Genomic DNA, 18,264 nt, shown 5'->3' with positions numbered 1-18,264 from the left:
TTTACTTGAAACACTGTTGTCATACTGCAACAATAAAAGCATCTTATTCTGACTGAATCGCGACTATGCTCAATCAAATTAACCTGTCTGATATCCGTTCATTTGTTCTCATTGCTCGATTGGGCAATTTCACTAAAGCGGCGGAAGAGTTAGATGTTTCTCGTTCTCATGTTTCTCGCCAAGTGAGTAGCCTAGAAAAGCAGATGGGAGTGACGCTATTTATTCGAACTACCCGAACATTGCGCCTCACCCATGCTGGCGAAGAACTTTACCAACGCTGCGAGCAAGCCTTAGATAATATAGACCAAGCCTTGATTGCTGCTGTTGATGATGTTGAAGAAGTGCGTGGTGATATCAAAGTGAACTGCGTTGGTGGGTATCTTGGTGAGGTGATCATTGCTGACCTTGTGAATGAGTTCATGCAGCTTTATCCAGATATCAGTATCAGTCTAGATTTCAGTAGCCATCGCGTAGACTTAATCGAAGACGCCTTTGATATTGCTTTTCGCATGGGAAGTTTGGAAGATGCCGGTTTTATTGCCCGTAAGTTACTTGATATCGAAATGGGGACTCTTGCTAGTCCTGCTTACTTTGAGCGCAAAGGCAAACCCGTTCATCCCAAAGAACTCACACAGCATGACTGCTTAACCGGATCGGTTCGTAGATGGAGTTTTCAAGCTATAGAGGACAATAAGAAAACCGTTGATGTTCATGTGAACGGGCGTTTGCAGTGCAAGAATGGCCGAGTGTTAGTCCAAGGTGCGATGGCAGGTAACGGTATTATTCGAGTACCGACTATTTACTGCTTGGAAGAGTTGAGTAACAAGCAGTTGGTTCAAGTGTTTGATGAATGGGTGGTACCAAGTGTCGACTTTTCTGTGATTTATCACCGCGACCGTTATCAACCGAGTCGAATCCGAACCTTTATCGACTTTGTAAAGGGGCGCTTTGAAGAGATGTCGGTGAGCTAAAGTGGATCCCAATGCCATGTAAGGTTGCTGGTGGAAGGTCAGATTACACCAGCAGCACAATTACATTTCATCTATTTCATGTTGTAGCTGCTCTAACTGATCCAGAATTACTAAGAACTTCTCGCCAAAAGGGGTGACTTGATACTCCACTCGCGGAGGAGTCTCATTGAACATCTGTTTTTCAAGAATTCCAAACTCAACATTTCGCTTCAAACACTCATTGAGCACCTTAGTCGAGAGACCTTCTACAGAACGAACCATTTCACCCGGTCGATTAATACCATTCGCAAGCAACTGATAAACCGTTAGCGACCATTTACAGCCATAAATGGTTTCTACCATGCGCGCCGAGCGTTCTGGTGCCGATTTTCTAGAAAAAAAGTTTTCCTGATTTTTCATAAAGATGTACCAAAAAGTACCTACCTAACCGATTTGTACTTACTATTCAGAGTCTTAGTTCAAAGCCTAAGATTACCACGTTCACATGACTTAGGAGATAACAAAATGAACTTCACTAAAAAAGGTATTGCTGTCGTTATTGGTGGAACAAGTGGGATGGGCTTTGAAACAGCAAAACAACTTGCGGATCAAAATATTCATGTGCTAGTGGTCGGAAACAACCCGACTAAGTTAGATAGTGCGGTATCAGAGCTTCAAACCATCGGTCGTGCTTCAGGTTTTCAAGCAAATCTTTATGACGATGAAAGCACCGCTCGTCTTATTGAGCATTTAGATTCAATTGGCGAGGGTATTGGTTATTTGGTCAATGCAGCGGGCTACTTTAACCCCAAGGCATTTATAGATCACCAAGTGGCAGACTATGACCAATACATGCAACTTAACAAAGCCACATTCTTCATTACCCAAGCAGTCACTAAGAAGATGATTGAGTCGGGTGGTGGTAACATCGTAAACGTTGGTTCTATGTGGGCGAAACAAGCGATAAAAGCGACGCCTTCTTCAGCTTATTCAATGGCTAAAGCAGGGCTGCACTCACTGACTCAACATATGGCGATGGAACTCGCTGAACATAATATCCGAGTGAATGCGGTATCACCGGCTGTGGTTAAAACGCCTATCTACGAGTCATTTATTAACCCAGAAGAGGTGGATGAGGCGCTTGAAGGCTTCAATGAGTTCCACCCAATTGGTCGAGTAGGTTTACCACAGGACATCGCGAACAGCATTTCATTCTTGCTGTCTGACAGTGCTGACTGGGTAACTGGTGCGATTTGGGATGTTGATGGCGGTGTGATTGCGGGTCGTAACTGATAAGTCGAGCCGTAAGAGGTGGGCATACCAGATAACGCTTGGAATTGGTCACCTCTTTGGTTATTCGCGTACAATGAAACAGTGAGTGAGTCGCGACAAAACAATAATAACGATAGCAAGAGTAAGGTCACAGTCATGTTAAACATGGATTTTTCGAAAAGGTTAGTGATAGAAACTGATCCTATGGAATGGGTAGCGAGCCCAGCCAAGGGTGTGTGGAGAAAGCCATTAGAACGCGAAGCTAAGGAGTCGGGTCATACGACTAGCGTGGTCAAGTACGATCCTGAATCCTCTTTTTCTGAACATCCTCACCCCAAAGGTGAAGAGATCTTCGTGTTAGAAGGCGTATTCTCCGATGAAACGGGAGACTTTCCGGCAGGTACCTATATTCGCAATCCACCAGGTAGCGCGCACTCGCCTTCAAGCAAAAACGGCTGCACGATTTTGGTAAAGCTGAATCAGTTCGATGATAGAGATCTGGCTCAGGTGAGAGTTGATACCAACCAAACTGAGTGGTTACAGGGTATTGGTGGCTTGCAGGTGATGCCGCTGCACGAATTTGAGCATGAGCACGTCGCTCTGGTTAAGTGGCCTGTTGGCGAACGTTTTCAGCCGCATCGTCATTTTGGTGGTGAAGAGATTTTCGTATTATCTGGTACTTTTCAAGATGAACATGGTGTGTATCCAAAACACACTTGGATGCGTAGCCCACATATGAGTGAGCACTTCCCATTTGTCGAAGAGGAAACCGTGATTTTAGTGAAAACAGGGCATCTTCCCCTGTAAATACCTTTGTGTGTTAGAGGTACGCCTCTTAATAGCGTCTAACAAGGCATAAGTATTCCCGCTTATTACTGTATTTTGCGAGTAGTAAGCGGGAAGCTAGGCAAGGGTTAAGCATGGAATCTTGAGGATCAGTCGACCCTAGTAAGCGACACCGATTCTTTTGTTGATATGTTCGCCGCCTTCAAGAACATCAAGCATCGCAATGGCGTAATCTGATACTGAAATTTTGCTGTTGCCTTGCGCATCTGTTAGTAACTGATCACCACCGATACGGTATTGAGATGTTGATTCTCCAGGGAAAATCTCGGCAGCTGGACTAACAAAAGTCCACTGTACATCGCTGTTTGATTGTTTGAATACCTTGAGAGCTTCACCTTGAGCGAGGGCTTCCGCTTTGTACTCTTCTGGGAAATCCGGCACTGTTACTAACGCAACGTTAGGAGCGACTTCCAGTGATCCTGCACCGCCAACCCACATCAAACGACGACCGTTTGGCAACTCAGACAGTAGCTTCTCTGCACTCTGCTTTACTAACTCATGATTGCCAAGTGCGCGCCCGCCAATTGAGGCAATAACCGCATCGACATCAGACGTCACATCGTTGATCTTCGTTTGTGGATCTTGCAGATCGAAAGTACGCGCTTCTATACCTTCTTGTTCCACTTTACTTGCGTCTCTCACGATTGCGATAACTTCATGGCCACGTGATACGGCTTCTTGAGCAATGTGGCTACCAATCCAACCTGTTGCGCCTAATACTGCAATTTTCATAATGATTCTCCGTTAATTGATTCTGTGTTTCGACAACCATTGCAGTCTAATAGCTTGCTTTGATGTGATAAATATCGCCAATTGATGTAGATTGTATCTGTTTGGGTTACTAATTGGCTCAGGATCAGTGAAGTGAAGCACGAGGGGTTAACATTGGATAGACTAAATGCGATGCGCAGTTTTGTGGAAGTAGCGAACTGTTCCAGTTTCACTCAATCGGCTGATCACTTGGGTATGAGTCGACTTCAGGTTTCGAGGCATGTTCAAGAGATTGAAAGCTGGTTAAAACAAAGACTATTGCATAGAACGACCCGCAAAGTCAGTTTAACCACGGCGGGTGAGGCGGCATTGATTCGATGCGAGCGGATCCTGCACGAAGCGGCTGAGTTAGAAGTGAGTGCTCTTAATATGACAGAGCAGCTGTCGGGTGTTATTCGGATATCCGCTCCGATTGTACTGACTCAGCATTTGTTGCTGGATGTGGTCGAAGCCTTCACGGATCTTCACCCTAATGTCAGTATCGAGCTGTTTGCTTCTGATCGCTTCACACAGCTTGTCGATGAGCGAATTGATATCGCACTGCGTTATACTGACTCACCCGATGAGAATCTTATCGCGCGCAAACTGATGAAGATTGATTCGGTGATATGCGCCGCGCCTAGTTATCTAGAGCAAAATGCGCCCATTGAACACATATCAGATCTAAGAAATCACAACTGTTTTCGACACCTTGGCGTATCAACGTGGCAGTTTGTGAAAGACAATCAACAGCACTCGGTTGATGTAGCTGGAACGATCACAGCCAACGATGTTGGTGTATTGGTGCAAGCCACTTGTCGAGGAAAGGGTATTAGCAGGCTGCCTTGTGATATCGCTAACCCGATAATTTCTCGGGGCGAGTTGGCTCCTATCCTTACAGACTATGTTGTACCAACAAGCACATTATGGGCGGTGTACCTTTCGCGAAGCTACCAGTTGCCAGTTGTGCGTCAGTTTATCGATTTTGTGGCCAGCATGTGGTCGCAGGATATTGTTCGACCGACTTAGTGTGCTGTCATTATCGTTACGTTATTCTGCGTGTTTATCACTCGGTAAAAACAAAAATCCGATACCAAAAGTGATATCGGATACGAACTCAATGTGGGGGAGTTCTATAGGACGACGACTTGAATGTGCTGCCTTTACACGGAACCGTGTACACCCTGATGGTCGTCTGCCAGCCTTAACGAAATCTCTGGAAGCGGTAAGTAGAGTGTCTCTGTCATTCGAGACAGTATCTGGTCGTACACCTGCGCGATAATGGTAGAGATGTCACTTGTCAGCTCGTACATCACTGTCGCGGTGATCTCCGGTTGTTCGCTATCGTGAATATCAACAAGCGTTTGTATCGCACGTGCGCTCGTTGGAGAGCCTAAACTCAAAGGGCAGATCAACGACAAGCGGTTCAAGTGTCTATGAATTTGGTCGGAATAAAACTTGGCGCGCAGAAACTCATCCTGTTTGTCCATATCTGGAATACACATTCTCAACTTTGTCAGTGTCTCCATAGCATCCAAAACTTGTAACCACTCCATGTGATAATCATCAACCAGTTCAGTCTGTTCCGACTCAGTTAACCAAGTGATCATCAATTCATCCATTAACAACATATTGTGGCGAATGGTTTTGCCATGAATGAATTGATTTCGTACCAAGCTTCGAGTTTGCCAATCGTTATGCATCGCCTTAATTTTCAACTGATAAATACGGTACATCGGGCGTCCATCAAATGGGCTTTTTTGAATTAGCTTGTTGGATGCGCTCATCATGGATTGGTACAGGCTATTTACTCTTTGTACAGAGTCGGTCGATAGCTTACAGGTCAGCGCATAATGCGTTGCTGCTCGATGTTTTCTAGATAGCTGCAACAACTCTCTAAGTAGCACTAAGGTTTCAAATTTTTGATCGTTGGACTTTTGGCGTTTCTGTGAAAAGTGAAAAAGAGCATAAACGGAAGCCAAAATGATGATGGTTGAAATAAGCATAAACATAACGCACTCCTTGTATGTGAATACCTCTTAGGTGGTATGCGTTAAGCGTGCCAGAGTTAAATGTGCTTAATATTCAATTGTTTATGTTTTTGATGTGACCTCCATTTGTCTAACTTGGTGCAAGTTAGCCCTAAAATAGGGAGATTCTGAGGCGATATGGACAGATCTCAACAAAAAAGCCCCGCTCACAGAGCAGGGCTTGAATCGATCTCTAAACGTATTGTTTAAGCCAGTTTTAGGTCGAACTGGTTGCGGTAAGCCACCATGTCTTCGATCGTCAGTACAGGCATGTTGTGAAGTTTACCGAAAGCAACGATCTCTGGCGTTTTCGCCATAGTGCCGTCTGGGTTGGTGACTTCACATAGAACACCTGCAGAAGGCAGACCTGCCATTTGCATAAGGTCAACGGTACCTTCAGTGTGGCCACGACGAGCTAACACACCACCTTTACGAGCACGCAGTGGGAACACGTGGCCCGGACGCGCTAAATCACTTGGTTTTGCTGTTGGGTTAGCCGCAGTTTTGATCGTGGTTACACGGTCAGCAGCAGATACGCCAGTTGTCACACCCACTTTTGCTTCGATTGTTACTGTGAACGCAGTTTGGTTAGCACTGTTGTTATCAACAACCATCGGCGGCAGGTCAAGTTGGTTTGCTTGCTCATCAGTTAGACATAAGCAAACAATGCCGCTACATTCGCGGATCATCAGTGCCATCTGTTCGTTGGTTAAGTGCTCAACCGAATAGATGATGTCACCTTCGTTTTCACGATCTTCATCGTCTAGTAGCAGAACGCCACGACCTTCGCGTAGTGCTTGCAGTGCGTTTTCAACGCGTTCGATTGGTTCGCCAAATTCGGCCAAAATTGAAGACTGATTCATGGTTTAACTCCTAAAATATCACCAGAATCAGGGCTTGTATGAGGGATGACAGCCAAACGATGGCGCGATCTATCAACAATACCAATCGTAGTAAATAATTGCTCACCCTAGCTTGTTAAAATGCTCGATAACTGCGTTAGAATTTTTGATTGTAGAATAACTACTTATCGAAAAACTCTGCCTTGTTCTCAAGCCTTTTTCCTGCGCTATTTTTGATCACTTACTTACTGTGATTGGTATAAGACAGATCGTCGTTCGTATGGTTTTATCCAAAACGAAATTCACCAACTCAATAGTATGAGTGGTGTGTTTCCATTCTCTCTCATCCGGACTATAACCGTCGGCTCTGGCATCTCACCAGATCTGCTGACCTCGACGAATCGAGCGCTCGCGGGCTTATCTATAGTTTTGCTAAGTACATAGTGTTACTAAGGACATACCGCCGGTGGGGAATTTCGCCCCGCCCTGAGAATAAAAAATAAATTTGATTAGCTTTTGATTTTGATTTCAAAAGCGCAGGAATGGTAATCCTTTCATGTTCATATGAAAAGGATAGTCCGCAAACTTTACGAAATCAGCGAACAGTTTGCTGATTAATTATCCGTTTTCACGGTATAAGTGTTCCAAATCAGGGGCATTCGTTCGTTACTTGAGCCTTTCAGAGTGCTCCTACTAAGAGTTTATTCCGCTCTAATGCAACACAGACGAGTCAGTAAAAGAGCAATGCCAACATGCTGAAATTGCGTAATTTATAGAAATGTCACCGCTGGCTATGCTTTCTGACAAAAAATTGATATTGGGGGTGTTAAGGTGAGCTAGCATTCGATTTTTTCAACGTTAGCCTATTTCTATGAAACTCATGTTCTCCAATAAATCCAAGGGCTTATTGCTTCTCGCTCTGAGCTTGTATTGCCTGCTGCCATTCTTTCTATTTGGTTCTGATTTTAACTTCTCGAACAAGGTAGACGGTTTTGTCGGAGCACTGATCACTTATGTGACTTATTCTGCTGGAAGTCAGGGGTTTCTTGTTACATTGCTAGTACTCGGCATTATGCTGTTAAGACTGCGTTTACCTGCTGCTAAGTTGGTCAGTGTTGGAGTACAACTGGTTATTTTGCTTGGCCTGAGTTTTGCCGCGAAGACGTACCTTAAACATTGGACGGAAAGCCCAAGACCTTATGCAGTGTATTTAGCGGAGCAACAAGTGGTTGATTTGCCAGAAGCCTTTTATGAGTTACCACTGCTAGCGAAGAATGACGCGATTGTACAGGTATCGAGCTTGGTCAGTGATTGGCGCACGATTCATTGGCTAGGTGAAACAGATTACTCTTTCCCTTCTGGTCATATGATCTTTGTTGGTATTTGTGTGGCGTTTTTTGGTGGATTGTTTTGGGAAGCGCGAAAATTTATGTGGGTCTGTGCTCTTTTAGTATGGGCGGGAGCCGTAGCCTATAGCCGAGTTTGGCTTGGTATGCACAGGCCAATTGATTTAGCTGCCTCCATTGGCTTTGCCGCTTTGTTGTATGCTCTAGTACCAGCGATACCTCATGAGAAAATAGAGCCTTATGTGCCTGATTGGTTCAAATCGTTTAGAGCGTTTAACTAGTTCACTCTAGACCTGACTTGTGATGTCTGGTTCAGTGATGGGTTAACCGTTACCCATCACTGATTTAGGCCTAGTTCAGCTTGTTTCTTTTTCGTGAGTCCAAGAGAAACGATCTTATGAGACTGAACGAGATAGTATTTAAGCTCTTCAATATCGAGTTGGGTATCGGTGCATTGAATCCATTTCATCCCACGAGAGGCAAAATAAGGCGCAGGTCGATAGCCCGTAGCGTCTTTTAAAAAGTCATAATTCTGGTCTGAGGCTTTAAATATGCAAGCGGGCTGATCATCTGGTCCCCATCCTCCAATTGCAAACACCTTTCCACCCACCTTCCATACGTGAGAGTTGTTCCACTGCATCACATAAGTGGTCGCAGGTAGAGCTTTGCAGAATTCATTGAACTGTTCGTAATCCATTGAGTGCTCCTTTCTTAAGTGCGTTTTTCATTCATTGTCATCGACACTTTGCCTTCCGACAACTTAGCCCGCCAAACCTTGCCATATCGCCGTGACACCGCTAATTGAACATAGCAGTAATGCACCTATGCGAATCTGCTCTTTAGGAAGAGTTTGCGTGGTCATCAATGCCAGTTTATAGCCTAACCAAGCGGCAGGGAGCAGTGGCAGGGTGATAGTCAAATGATGCAACGTGAAAAAGCCAATCGGGATCTGCACAACCAGCGAGATAATAGAGCTGAACACGAAGAAAGCAGACAGGTTACCGCGCAGTTGATTGGCATCTTGGTGCTGCAGCAGTAGCGCCATTGGTGGGCCACCGATGCCTGAGCTGGTACCGAAAAAGCCAGAGAAAAAGCCGGCAATCCCCATTTTCGCTGGTGTTGGTTCTAACCTGAATGGAAGTAAGCTCACGATGACAGCAAACACAACCAGTAGACCGAGCCATAAAGATAAAACGCTGGTGGAAACCATGACTAGTAGTGCACCGCCTGCAAGCGACCCCGGAATGCGGCCCAAGAGTGCAACTTTAAGTCCACCAATTGAAATATTGCTGCGGTGCTTCATGGCATTGAAAATAGAGATAAACAAGCCGACTAAACAGATTGGGGCAGGGACGTAATCTGGAGAAACGAGGAAAAGCAGTGGAGCTGCGACAATGGCTAAGCCAAAACCGATAGCGGTTTGAACGAAAGAGCCAACAAAAATGAGCGCCATTGCGATAATGACCGTCTGATCGAACAGTTCCATGTGCATCAATCTACGAATTGAGTAAGAAGATAAATACTATAAATTAAAATAGCGTTGTCTGTCCTATATGTCGGCAAAATTTCTGTTAAAAGAGTAGCTTGTCGAGGCAAACAAAAACGGCTACTCACTAAGAGCAGCCGCTTGCTTTCATTAAGCCATTGCCATCTTAAGACGCTCAATTGGCTTATCATTGATTGGTAAATGGATAAGCGCAGCAGCGAAAGCCAGTACAACGGTTGACCACCAAATTGGCTCGTACGAGCCGTAGTAATCGTAAATACGACCGCCAACCCAAGCGCCTAAGAAGCTACCTACTTGGTGAGTAAAGAAGACCAAACCATATAGAGTGGATAGGTAACGCGCACCAAAGATTTGACGAACTAAGCCTGACGTCAATGGAACTGTACCTAACCAACAAAAACCAATTGCCGCACCAAAGATTGCTGCTGTCGACTCGGTTACTGGTAGCGTGACAAATGCGCCAATCACTGCCGTTCTGACCAAGTACAATGCTGACATCACATGACGTTTACTGAATTTGTCACCCATCACACCCCAGAAGTAAGAGCCGAAGATATTGAAGATACCAACATAAGCAAGCGCCATAGCCGCGCTACTAGCGGGTAGATCTTTATCCGCTAGATAGCTTGGTAAGTGAGTAGCAATAAACATTACGTGGAAACCACAAACGAAAAAGCCTGCATGGATAAGCCAATATCCTTTGTGCGCAAAAGCTTCCGACAATGCTTGTTTTAGTGTCTGTGAATCTTCTGCATGAGTAGCTTGTGCTTGTGCGCCATCTTTCGGTTTAGGCGTACGCATGAACAGAGCAAACGAAATCATTAAGCAGCACAGTAATGCGAATACTTGCATCGCCGATTGCCAATCAAATTCGTTAAGCATGTATTGCGCGCCCGGAATTACCGCGAACATACCGAATGAGCCTGCAGCTGTGGTTAAACCAAAGGCCTTTGCTGCGTGTTCCGCTGGGACGACTTTTGCAACAGCACCAAGAACAATCACATAACTTGTAGCGCTTAAACCTAAACCAATGAGCGCCCCAAGTGAGATGTAGAGCATGCTTGACTCGGTGGAGATAGAAGTCAGAAGCAGGCCTAACCCATAAGCGCATGCGCCCGCGATGATAATGCGTCGAGCGCCCCATTTGTCGGCCGCCATACCCACAAATGGCTGAAAAACACCAAATAACAGGTTTTGGAGTGCGATAGCAAAGCTAAAAAATTCACGACCAGTACTGAAGTGGTCGGAAATAGGCATCATAAAAATGCCGAACGATTGTCTGATCCCTAGACTGATGATTAATGTGCCAATCCCAAGCCATACCAGTAAGGGAAAGCGGAAAATACTCATTCTAATACTCTTAAATTAATGGTGGTGTGAGTGAAGTGCAGACATGTCATGTTCACCCATGTCGTGGTGATGCTCGTGCCCAGAGTGCTCATGCGCAGACTGCTGGTGACACCCACTACTTACAGCGTGCTGAGCCAAAAGATCGATTAACGGTTGGCTATGATGAACCACCACCAAACTGATGACCAAAAACAGAGTCATTCTGGCAAGCTGGGCAAAAAGAGATTGTGAAAACATAAGGGTTTTACATGCGCTCAATGTTGTAAGAAGGCGCGCATCTTAAAGAGAGTATTAGTATGAGACAAATGACGATTTGTGATTCAGTTTATGCGTTTTATGCATAGATTAGAGAGCGGTAGATTTGCTAAATACCGTTGAGTCCTTAAGCCTATTAGTTATGTTACATGGATTGATACATAACGCATTGTAATCAATGGCTATTTATTGGCTTGTAAACAAAACAGTACGATTTGAGCTACATTGATCACACTCTATAAACTCGACATATTCCTTAAAAATCGTGACCCTAGTGCCGAAATCACTCAGGACGAGTGAAACAAGATTCAGAATTTAAGGGAGAGTCATCCAAATGGACAAAGATCATAACCTCAGAGAGAACCTGCTAGCATTAACCCTAGGTAGTGCTTTGGTGTCACTTGGTGTTATCTTTTTCAATCAAGTAGGTTTGCTGACAGGTGGTACCGCAGGGTTAGCGATCTTCATTACCAAAATCACAGAGCTTAGCTTTGGTCAGGTTTTCTTCGCGCTTAACTTACCTTTTTATATTCTATCTGTTACCCGTATGGGCTGGCGCTTTACGATTAATACCTTTATTGCAGTTTCTATCGTGTCGTTTGCGGTGGATCACCTTTATCACGTAATTCAGATTGCAGAGATCAATAAGGTTTATGCAGCCATGCTAGGCGGCGGTTTGATCGGTACTGGTATGTTGGTGATCTTCAGACACAAAATGAGCCTAGGTGGCTTCAACATTCTTGCTTTGTATCTTCAAGAGCGTTTTGGTATTCGCGCAGGTAAGGTTCAAATGGGTTTGGACTGTACTATTGTTATCCTGTCATTGTTTATCGTCGATATTTCTTTAATTCTTCTGTCGGTAGTCGGAGCGGTGGTAACTAATCTGATTTTGGCGATGAATCACAAGCCGGGTCGCTATCAACCTGTAGCTCCTCAAGCGGCTAGCAGTAATTAGGCTCGCCAAAAGAGTCAGGTTTAACCAATAGTAAAAAAGCCAGCGTCAAAGCTGGCTTTCTCGTTTTTGTGATTAGCAACTATCACAACTTCTGTCTGGTTTTAGGTCACAGTCAATCACACTGCCATTCTTGTCTAAAGATAGGTGGCAACACTCTTCAAACAACTTCTTGAGCTCTTCTCGACTTCTCTGCACCTGCGATTTAATGGTTGAGTAGCTTTTGTTTTGGCTTAGAGCGAGCTCTTTTTGGCTTTGCCCCTCAATATCCACAGCAAGTAACAATGACGCGTTTTTCTCGGGAAGAGCTTGAATAAAGGGTTCGATACATTGAGCCAATTGTTGTTTGAATTCTGTATTTTGATCAAGCTCTGCAAACCATAGTTCTTCTGCATCGATACTACTGTCACGTTGATCACGAGCTCGCTTTCGATAGAAATCAATGATGGTGCGATTGGCCAGTTGAAATAGCCAAGCTTTGATGCTGTCGGAATCTTTTACCGTTTCCAGATTCTGGTAAGTTTTAAGCAAGATTTCCTGAAGAAGATCATCGACATCATCGGGCTGACTTACTTTCGAGTATAAGAAAGCTTTTAGTGCTTGTTGATATTCAGCCCAAACTTGTTCAAGGCTTAAACTGAAGGTATTAGCATTTGTCATTGGCACAACACTCATCTTTTAGAAAGTCGATCACTCCGTCAAGGCACTCATACTCCGCCACACAGAAGAGTGTGCGGCCCTCACGTCTTTGGCTGATTAACCCTGCAGATGCAAGACTAGAGATATGATGAGACAGAGTGGACCCTGGGATACCGAGCTCTTCTTGTAAACCACCAACAGCAATACCGTGATAGCCAGCCTTTACCACAGTCTTGTAGATCGAAAGGCGAATAGGGTGGCCTAGCTCTTTTAATGCTTTAGCGACAGTTTCTAAGTTCATGGTGGCTCCTCAAAATTTAATTCGATAATAGTCGAAATAAAGACTCTTTTCAAACCTGATCATTCTATCTTCGCTAACCTATTGATCTTTCTGTGTTCTGAAATTTATTTCGACTTTTGTCGAAATAAATCTTGATCATTAGCCTTATATTTCTATAATTCGAGAATATTCGAAATGAAGGGTTTGGAGAAATCTGACATCTCCATCCTGTAAGTGCTCAATCTGGAGTTATATATGAACAACGAAATACTCACTATGGCGAAAGAAGCGTTAGATATGTTTGCTTTCTTAGCAACGGAACTGATCATCCTTTTCTTGGCTATTAGCTACATTGTTGGTGTACTGCAGGAATTCCTGACACCAGAAAAAATTCAGTCGATTTTGAGCTCACGTAAAGGCAAAGGTTATGTTGTCGCTGCATTGCTTGGTGCGATTACACCGTTTTGTTCTTGCTCAACTATCCCATTCCTTAAAGGGTTATTAAGAGCGCGAGCAGGCTTCGGCCCAATGATGGTATTCCTGTTTGGTAGCCCACTACTTAACCCTGTGATCATTGGTTTATTTGTTGTGACCTTTGGTTGGAAAGTTGCACTGTTCTACTTTGCAATTGCGATGGCAGTATCTGTTGTTGCGGGCTACGTTCTTGAGAAACTTGGCTTTGAACGTTACGTGAAGCCAGAAGCGTACGAATCAGCTGGCGCTTCAAGCTGTGGGACAACTTGCGGAAATTCAGCACCAAAAGTTGAGAAAACAGAGTCGTCTTGTGGAACATCTTCATGCGGTGAACCTGCACCAGTAATGGCAAAAGAGACGTCCTGCTGTGGTACTAAAGAAGAACCAAAAGTAGAAGTATCATGCTGCTCAGCGGACGGCACGGCAACTGCGAAAGTGGTAGAGAAGAAAGAACCTAACCGTTGGATGCGTATCTGGCTATCGACTTGGAAAGACTTCAAACAAGTGTTCCCTTATTTAATGATGGGTATTGCGATTGGTTCATTCATCTATGGCTTTATCCCAACAGACTTGATTGCTGAGTATGCGGGTGAGGGCAAGTGGTACGCGATTCCTATCGCAGCAGTCATTGGTATCCCTCTATACATTCGTGCAGAAGCGGTGATTCCTCTGAGTGCAGCTTTGGTGCAGAAGGGTATGGCGTTAGGTTCGGTAATGGCACTAATCATTGGTAGTGCAGGTGCAAGTTTGACAGAAGTAATTCTACTGAAATCTATCTTCAAGAATCAGATGATTGCAGCGTTCCTATTCGTGATTCTAAGCATGGCGATTGGTGCTGGTTACCTATACACCTTCATGTTTGGTTAATATCAAAGTGTTGCTGACGTTTAGGTCCCTATGAAAAGGCGGAGTCTATATTGACTCCGCCTTAATCGTTTTGTGTGAGATTGACTAAAACCCGCGGATATCCAGCTCGTTATTAATCAACACAACACATTGAGACGCAAATAGCATGTTTGGACCTAGACTGATTTTCTCTGTTCCCAAGCGTTTTAAGCTGTTGTAGCTTTTCTTTGGCATTGGAATATGGTCAGTCAGAAGGAAACATGGATTGTCCGCAATCTCAGCGTCACGGATAAATTCACCTTTCTTATCCATCATGTAAAGCTGGTGGTCTTCGGCCAGTTCTTTTACTAGCTTCTCGAAACTGATTGTTCGAACGGTAATCCCCGGCTCAACTTGACGAGTCTCCTCTTTACCCATGCCTTGAGATGCATCAACAGCACGAACAACAGCCGCCAATAGTGCGCTCTCATGGAAGCCACCAATATTCGTGATAGCGTTTGAGTCTACGGTAATGGTACGAGAAAAATCCTTGGTACTTTCCAATACAAGATGAACGGTAACATCTTCACGGTGAGATTGAGCAACGAAGATGGTGTTCATCAACGTGTGTGCCAATATCTCAGTATGAGCTTCTTGACCAACCCCTTCTAAAATCAGCTTGCTTTCAGTTGGTGCTGCGCGAGCACGTAATACGAATGAACGCATGAATGTACCTTTCTAGTTATACGGAGCAAATCGAGTTCTTTAGGCCCGTATCAGTGATTAACTAACTTGTGGCGGTATGTAACTCCTTTCTTCTAGTGAAGTCAAATAACCAGAAGAGTTTTAGGCACGTTTATTCTTTTTATACGTAGTAAATAGATGGTTAACACATTTAAACATCTAACCGGTTGAGAACGTGCTAGGAGAAATAGAGAATGGCCATCATCTGATATCAAGGAGTTATCAATGAAACTGCAGAAAATCAATAAAGAAGAATATAGAAAGAAGATGAACGTACTACTAATCGGATTAGTTGCGTCTCTTGCGATTAGCTCGATTGGGTTCGGTGCGCTTTTGATTGAGCTGTTTGGTGCGAAGGAGAGTGTAGCTGGTGAATCGACTGGTAACTTTCATTTAAACCTATTCGGTGTGATTTTGGCGATTGCGTTAAATGCTTTTATAGCATCGAAGATTAAAACACACCCTTACCTAAATGAAGCCGTGTATGTTTGGAACTTAAAACAGATACACAACCAGATATATAGGAAGCTAAAGAGGATTGAAGCTGCAGCAGATGAGGGCAACCGAAACGCACTTATCGTTCTTTACTTCTACTATACAACGCAAAAGCAAGTATATGAGCTAGATAACAACACACTCACAATGAACTCGGTTGATTCCTCGATAGATCATGTAAAGAAAGAAGCAGATAAATGGAGTTTTGAACTAAGTTTGTCTGATTTTAACATAGAATTAGTGGCGGGATTTTAATTATAGATGGCGTTTTTGTTGGATGTATAGCCAAATTAAATGGCTTTTGGGCTAAAAATAACCATCTAAGCACTTTTTTCGATTTTTTATGAAAAAAGGGGTTGCCAAGTTTTAGATGATCTCTATAATGCCGCCTCACTGACACGGCAGACGCCACAAGGCTTCAGCAGTAATCAGTAAGACGAAAATTCGAAAGAAATTAATTTTCAAAAAGTGTTTGACACTGAAGATTAAATCGCTAGAATGCACGTCCGCTTTGAGAGGTTTCTTTGTAAAAAGAAAGTTTCAATGAGCAAAAGCTCTTTAACAATTTAAACCTATCAATCTGTGTGGGCACTCGTTGATGAATATCACTAAGTTTGTTTTCGCTTTTATAAGCAAAGGCAAACAGATGCTTCGGTATCAAAATGATTTCAATGAACTGAGTGACCAATCGATAATTTCACAAAATCTTAAATTGAAGAGTTTGATCATGGCTCAGATTGAACGCTGGCGGCAGGCCTAACACATGCAAGTCGAGCGGAAACGAGTTATCTGAACCTTCGGGGAACGATAACGGCGTCGAGCGGCGGACGGGTGAGTAATGCCTAGGAAATTGCCTTGATGTGGGGGATAACCATTGGAAACGATGGCTAATACCGCATAAYGCCTACGGGCCAAAGAGGGGGACCTTCGGGCCTCTCGCGTCAAGATATGCCTAGGTGGGATTAGCTAGTTGGTGAGGTAATGGCTCACCAAGGCGACGATCCCTAGCTGGTCTGAGAGGATGATCAGCCACACTGGAACTGAGACACGGTCCAGACTCCTACGGGAGGCAGCAGTGGGGAATATTGCACAATGGGCGCAAGCCTGATGCAGCCATGCCGCGTGTATGAAGAAGGCCTTCGGGTTGTAAAGTACTTTCAGCAGTGAGGAAGGGGGTGTCGTTAATAGCGGCATCTCTTGACGTTAGCTGCAGAAGAAGCACCGGCTAACTCCGTGCCAGCAGCCGCGGTAATACGGAGGGTGCGAGCGTTAATCGGAATTACTGGGCGTAAAGCGCATGCAGGTGGTTTGTTAAGTCAGATGTGAAAGCCCGGGGCTCAACCTCGGAACTGCATTTGAAACTGGCAAACTAGAGTACTGTAGAGGGGGGTAGAATTTCAGGTGTAGCGGTGAAATGCGTAGAGATCTGAAGGAATACCAGTGGCGAAGGCGGCCCCCTGGACAGATACTGACACTCAGATGCGAAAGCGTGGGGAGCAAACAGGATTAGATACCCTGGTAGTCCACGCCGTAAACGATGTCTACTTGGAGGTTGTGGCCTTGAGCCGTGGCTTTCGGAGCTAACGCGTTAAGTAGACCGCCTGGGGAGTACGGTCGCAAGATTAAAACTCAAATGAATTGACGGGGGCCCGCACAAGCGGTGGAGCATGTGGTTTAATTCGATGCAACGCGAAGAACCTTACCTACTCTTGACATCCAGAGAACTTWSCAGAGATGSWTTGGTGCCTTCGGGAACTCTGAGACAGGTGCTGCATGGCTGTCGTCAGCTCGTGTTGTGAAATGTTGGGTTAAGTCCCGCAACGAGCGCAACCCTTATCCTTGTTTGCCAGCGAGTAATGTCGGGAACTCCAGGGAGACTGCCGGTGATAAACCGGAGGAAGGTGGGGACGACGTCAAGTCATCATGGCCCTTACGAGTAGGGCTACACACGTGCTACAATGGCGCATACAGAGGGCRGCCAACTCGCGAGAGTGAGCGAATCCCAAAAAGTGCGTCGTAGTCCGGATTGGAGTCTGCAACTCGACTCCATGAAGTCGGAATCGCTAGTAATCGTAGATCAGAATGCTACGGTGAATACGTTCCCGGGCCTTGTACACACCGCCCGTCACACCATGGGAGTGGGCTGCAAAAGAAGTGGGTAGTTTAACCTTCGGGAGGACGCTCACCACTTTGTGGTTCATGACTGGGGTGAAGTCGTAACAAGGTAGCCCTAGGGGAACCTGGGGCTGGATCACCTCCTTATACGAAGATGAACCTTCGGGAGGACGCTCACCACTTTGTGGTTCATGACTGGGGTGAAGTCGTAACAAGGTAGCCCTAGGGGAACCTGGGGCTGGATCACCTCCTTATACGAAGATATTCACGATAAGTGTCCACACAGATTGATACGGTTTAGAAAGTTAAGAGACGATATTGGGTCTGTAGCTCAGCTGGTTAGAGCGCTCGCCTGATAAGCGGGAGGTCGGTGGTTCAAGTCCACTCAGACCCACCACTATCTTTTCCCAGAGATAGCGGTCAATATCGATTTCGTTGGGGCTATAGCTCAGCTGGGAGAGCGCCTGCCTTGCACGCAGGAGGTCAGCAGTTCGATCCTGCTTAGCTCCACCATCTTTAAGCATTCTTGCGAGTGTGTTTAAAAATGGTTTTCGAAAGAAAATCTGCTCTTTAACAATTTGGAAAGCTGACT

19 protein-coding genes, 2 tRNA genes, 1 rRNA gene and 1 riboswitch are annotated in these 18,264 nt (G+C 44.8%); of the genes, 11 read left to right on the top strand and 11 right to left on the bottom strand.

What is annotated here, in order from left to right; translation table 11 throughout:
• The first annotated feature begins 65 nt into the window (after nt 1-65).
• Nucleotides 66-971, top strand: coding sequence for a LysR family transcriptional regulator (locus L1D60_RS00110; RefSeq protein ID WP_239839172.1), 906 nt, complete (start codon nt 66-68; stop codon nt 969-971).
• Between the two features lie 60 nt (nt 972-1,031).
• On the opposite strand, the gene L1D60_RS00105 is transcribed toward L1D60_RS00110, so the two are convergent.
• Complete coding sequence (locus L1D60_RS00105) at nt 1,032-1,370, bottom strand: helix-turn-helix domain-containing protein (protein ID WP_239839171.1); 339 nt, start codon at nt 1,368-1,370, stop codon at nt 1,032-1,034.
• Between the two features lie 105 nt (nt 1,371-1,475).
• Between L1D60_RS00105 and L1D60_RS00100 the strand changes: the two genes are divergently transcribed.
• Nucleotides 1,476-2,243, top strand: coding sequence for an SDR family oxidoreductase (locus tag L1D60_RS00100; protein WP_239839170.1), 768 nt, complete (start codon nt 1,476-1,478; stop codon nt 2,241-2,243).
• 135 nt (nt 2,244-2,378) lie between these two features.
• On the top strand, nt 2,379-3,029 hold the full coding sequence (locus L1D60_RS00095; RefSeq protein WP_239839169.1) for a cupin domain-containing protein: 651 nt from the start codon (nt 2,379-2,381) through the stop codon (nt 3,027-3,029).
• 138 nt (nt 3,030-3,167) lie between these two features.
• On the opposite strand, the gene L1D60_RS00090 is transcribed toward L1D60_RS00095, so the two are convergent.
• Nucleotides 3,168-3,800, bottom strand: coding sequence for an NAD(P)-dependent oxidoreductase (locus L1D60_RS00090; protein ID WP_239839168.1), 633 nt, complete (start codon nt 3,798-3,800; stop codon nt 3,168-3,170).
• 153 nt (nt 3,801-3,953) lie between these two features.
• On the opposite strand from L1D60_RS00090, the gene L1D60_RS00085 reads away from it, so the two are divergent.
• The gene (locus L1D60_RS00085) at nt 3,954-4,847 is read left to right on the top strand and encodes a LysR family transcriptional regulator (RefSeq protein ID WP_239839167.1); all 894 of its coding nucleotides are present in this window, start codon (nt 3,954-3,956) and stop codon (nt 4,845-4,847) included.
• A 134-nt stretch (nt 4,848-4,981) separates the two neighbouring features.
• Here L1D60_RS00085 and L1D60_RS00080 read toward each other — a convergent pair whose 3' ends face one another.
• Both L1D60_RS00080 and ribB read right to left on the bottom strand, forming a co-directional pair.
• A complete protein-coding gene (locus L1D60_RS00080; RefSeq protein ID WP_239839166.1) occupies nt 4,982-5,830 on the bottom strand; it encodes a hypothetical protein in 849 nt (282 codons plus the stop codon).
• Nucleotides 5,831-6,054: 224 nt separating this feature from the next.
• Nucleotides 6,055-6,711, bottom strand: coding sequence for a 3,4-dihydroxy-2-butanone-4-phosphate synthase (ribB, locus tag L1D60_RS00075; protein WP_239839165.1), 657 nt, complete (start codon nt 6,709-6,711; stop codon nt 6,055-6,057).
• A 310-nt stretch (nt 6,712-7,021) separates the two neighbouring features.
• A riboswitch (FMN riboswitch) is annotated at nt 7,022-7,188 on the bottom strand.
• 373 nt (nt 7,189-7,561) lie between these two features.
• Between ribB and L1D60_RS00070 the strand changes: the two genes are divergently transcribed.
• The gene (locus L1D60_RS00070) at nt 7,562-8,317 is read left to right on the top strand and encodes a phosphatase PAP2 family protein (RefSeq protein WP_239839164.1); all 756 of its coding nucleotides are present in this window, start codon (nt 7,562-7,564) and stop codon (nt 8,315-8,317) included.
• Nucleotides 8,318-8,373: 56 nt separating this feature from the next.
• Here L1D60_RS00070 and L1D60_RS00065 read toward each other — a convergent pair whose 3' ends face one another.
• The 4 genes from L1D60_RS00065 to L1D60_RS00050 all read right to left on the bottom strand — a co-directional run bounded on the left by L1D60_RS00065 (nt 8,374) and on the right by L1D60_RS00050 (nt 11,130).
• Complete coding sequence (locus tag L1D60_RS00065; RefSeq protein ID WP_239839163.1) at nt 8,374-8,733, bottom strand: MmcQ/YjbR family DNA-binding protein; 360 nt, start codon at nt 8,731-8,733, stop codon at nt 8,374-8,376.
• A gap of 63 nt (nt 8,734-8,796) precedes the next feature.
• Nucleotides 8,797-9,522: a sulfite exporter TauE/SafE family protein gene (locus L1D60_RS00060; protein WP_239839162.1), complete on the bottom strand. Its 726-nt coding sequence runs from the start codon at nt 9,520-9,522 to the stop codon at nt 8,797-8,799.
• A 150-nt stretch (nt 9,523-9,672) separates the two neighbouring features.
• Entirely contained in the window at nt 9,673-10,893 is a 1,221-nt protein-coding gene (locus L1D60_RS00055) for an MFS transporter (protein ID WP_239839161.1), read from the bottom strand.
• Between the two features lie 15 nt (nt 10,894-10,908).
• Nucleotides 10,909-11,130, bottom strand: coding sequence for a hypothetical protein (locus L1D60_RS00050; protein WP_239839160.1), 222 nt, complete (start codon nt 11,128-11,130; stop codon nt 10,909-10,911).
• A gap of 352 nt (nt 11,131-11,482) precedes the next feature.
• Between L1D60_RS00050 and L1D60_RS00045 the strand changes: the two genes are divergently transcribed.
• Entirely contained in the window at nt 11,483-12,103 is a 621-nt protein-coding gene (locus L1D60_RS00045) for a YitT family protein (protein ID WP_239839159.1), read from the top strand.
• A gap of 72 nt (nt 12,104-12,175) precedes the next feature.
• Here L1D60_RS00045 and sigZ read toward each other — a convergent pair whose 3' ends face one another.
• A complete protein-coding gene (sigZ, locus tag L1D60_RS00040; RefSeq protein WP_239839158.1) occupies nt 12,176-12,760 on the bottom strand; it encodes an RNA polymerase sigma factor SigZ in 585 nt (194 codons plus the stop codon).
• On the bottom strand, nt 12,747-13,040 hold the full coding sequence (locus tag L1D60_RS00035; protein WP_239839157.1) for a metalloregulator ArsR/SmtB family transcription factor: 294 nt from the start codon (nt 13,038-13,040) through the stop codon (nt 12,747-12,749). Before L1D60_RS00035 ends, sigZ begins: the two co-directional genes overlap by 14 nt.
• 234 nt (nt 13,041-13,274) lie before the next feature.
• On the opposite strand from L1D60_RS00035, the gene L1D60_RS00030 reads away from it, so the two are divergent.
• Entirely contained in the window at nt 13,275-14,360 is a 1,086-nt protein-coding gene (locus tag L1D60_RS00030; protein WP_239839156.1) for a permease, read from the top strand.
• A gap of 84 nt (nt 14,361-14,444) precedes the next feature.
• Here L1D60_RS00030 and trmY read toward each other — a convergent pair whose 3' ends face one another.
• Nucleotides 14,445-15,044 carry a tRNA (pseudouridine(54)-N(1))-methyltransferase TrmY gene (gene trmY / locus L1D60_RS00025; RefSeq protein WP_032553406.1) on the bottom strand — a complete coding sequence of 200 codons (600 nt, stop codon included), beginning with the start codon at nt 15,042-15,044 and terminating at the stop codon, nt 14,445-14,447.
• 243 nt (nt 15,045-15,287) lie between these two features.
• On the opposite strand from trmY, the gene L1D60_RS00020 reads away from it, so the two are divergent.
• The 4 genes from L1D60_RS00020 (at nt 15,288) to L1D60_RS00005 (ending at nt 18,185) form a co-directional block, all read left to right on the top strand.
• Nucleotides 15,288-15,812, top strand: coding sequence for a DUF3087 domain-containing protein (locus L1D60_RS00020; RefSeq protein WP_239839155.1), 525 nt, complete (start codon nt 15,288-15,290; stop codon nt 15,810-15,812).
• Nucleotides 15,813-16,266: 454 nt separating this feature from the next.
• A 16S ribosomal RNA gene (locus tag L1D60_RS00015) occupies nt 16,267-17,819 on the top strand.
• A gap of 173 nt (nt 17,820-17,992) precedes the next feature.
• Nucleotides 17,993-18,069, top strand: a tRNA-Ile gene (locus L1D60_RS00010).
• Nucleotides 18,070-18,109: 40 nt separating this feature from the next.
• A tRNA-Ala gene (locus L1D60_RS00005) sits at nt 18,110-18,185 on the top strand.
• Nucleotides 18,186-18,264: the final 79 nt, after the last annotated feature.

This window comes from Vibrio sp. Isolate30, assembly GCF_022397975.1.
GTDB classification, from domain to species: Bacteria; Pseudomonadota; Gammaproteobacteria; order Enterobacterales; family Vibrionaceae; genus Vibrio; species Vibrio fortis.
This window is presented reverse-complemented; position numbering and strand designations above follow the sequence as displayed.

Coding starts and splice junctions, on each gene's coding strand:
- L1D60_RS00110 (WP_239839172.1), top strand. CDS start 66: ATGCTCAATCAAATTAACCTGTCTGATATCCGTTCATTTGTTCTCATT.
- L1D60_RS00105 (WP_239839171.1), bottom strand. CDS start 1,370: ATGAAAAATCAGGAAAACTTTTTTTCTAGAAAATCGGCACCAGAACGC.
- L1D60_RS00100 (WP_239839170.1), top strand. CDS start 1,476: ATGAACTTCACTAAAAAAGGTATTGCTGTCGTTATTGGTGGAACAAGT.
- L1D60_RS00095 (WP_239839169.1), top strand. CDS start 2,379: ATGTTAAACATGGATTTTTCGAAAAGGTTAGTGATAGAAACTGATCCT.
- L1D60_RS00090 (WP_239839168.1), bottom strand. CDS start 3,800: ATGAAAATTGCAGTATTAGGCGCAACAGGTTGGATTGGTAGCCACATT.
- L1D60_RS00080 (WP_239839166.1), bottom strand. CDS start 5,830: ATGTTTATGCTTATTTCAACCATCATCATTTTGGCTTCCGTTTATGCT.
- ribB (WP_239839165.1), bottom strand. CDS start 6,711: ATGAATCAGTCTTCAATTTTGGCCGAATTTGGCGAACCAATCGAACGC.
- L1D60_RS00070 (WP_239839164.1), top strand. CDS start 7,562: ATGAAACTCATGTTCTCCAATAAATCCAAGGGCTTATTGCTTCTCGCT.
- L1D60_RS00065 (WP_239839163.1), bottom strand. CDS start 8,733: ATGGATTACGAACAGTTCAATGAATTCTGCAAAGCTCTACCTGCGACC.
- L1D60_RS00060 (WP_239839162.1), bottom strand. CDS start 9,522: ATGGAACTGTTCGATCAGACGGTCATTATCGCAATGGCGCTCATTTTT.
- L1D60_RS00055 (WP_239839161.1), bottom strand. CDS start 10,893: ATGAGTATTTTCCGCTTTCCCTTACTGGTATGGCTTGGGATTGGCACA.
- L1D60_RS00050 (WP_239839160.1), bottom strand. CDS start 11,130: ATGTTTTCACAATCTCTTTTTGCCCAGCTTGCCAGAATGACTCTGTTT.
- L1D60_RS00045 (WP_239839159.1), top strand. CDS start 11,483: ATGGACAAAGATCATAACCTCAGAGAGAACCTGCTAGCATTAACCCTA.
- sigZ (WP_239839158.1), bottom strand. CDS start 12,760: ATGACAAATGCTAATACCTTCAGTTTAAGCCTTGAACAAGTTTGGGCT.
- L1D60_RS00035 (WP_239839157.1), bottom strand. CDS start 13,040: ATGAACTTAGAAACTGTCGCTAAAGCATTAAAAGAGCTAGGCCACCCT.
- L1D60_RS00030 (WP_239839156.1), top strand. CDS start 13,275: ATGAACAACGAAATACTCACTATGGCGAAAGAAGCGTTAGATATGTTT.
- trmY (WP_032553406.1), bottom strand. CDS start 15,044: ATGCGTTCATTCGTATTACGTGCTCGCGCAGCACCAACTGAAAGCAAG.
- L1D60_RS00020 (WP_239839155.1), top strand. CDS start 15,288: ATGAAACTGCAGAAAATCAATAAAGAAGAATATAGAAAGAAGATGAAC.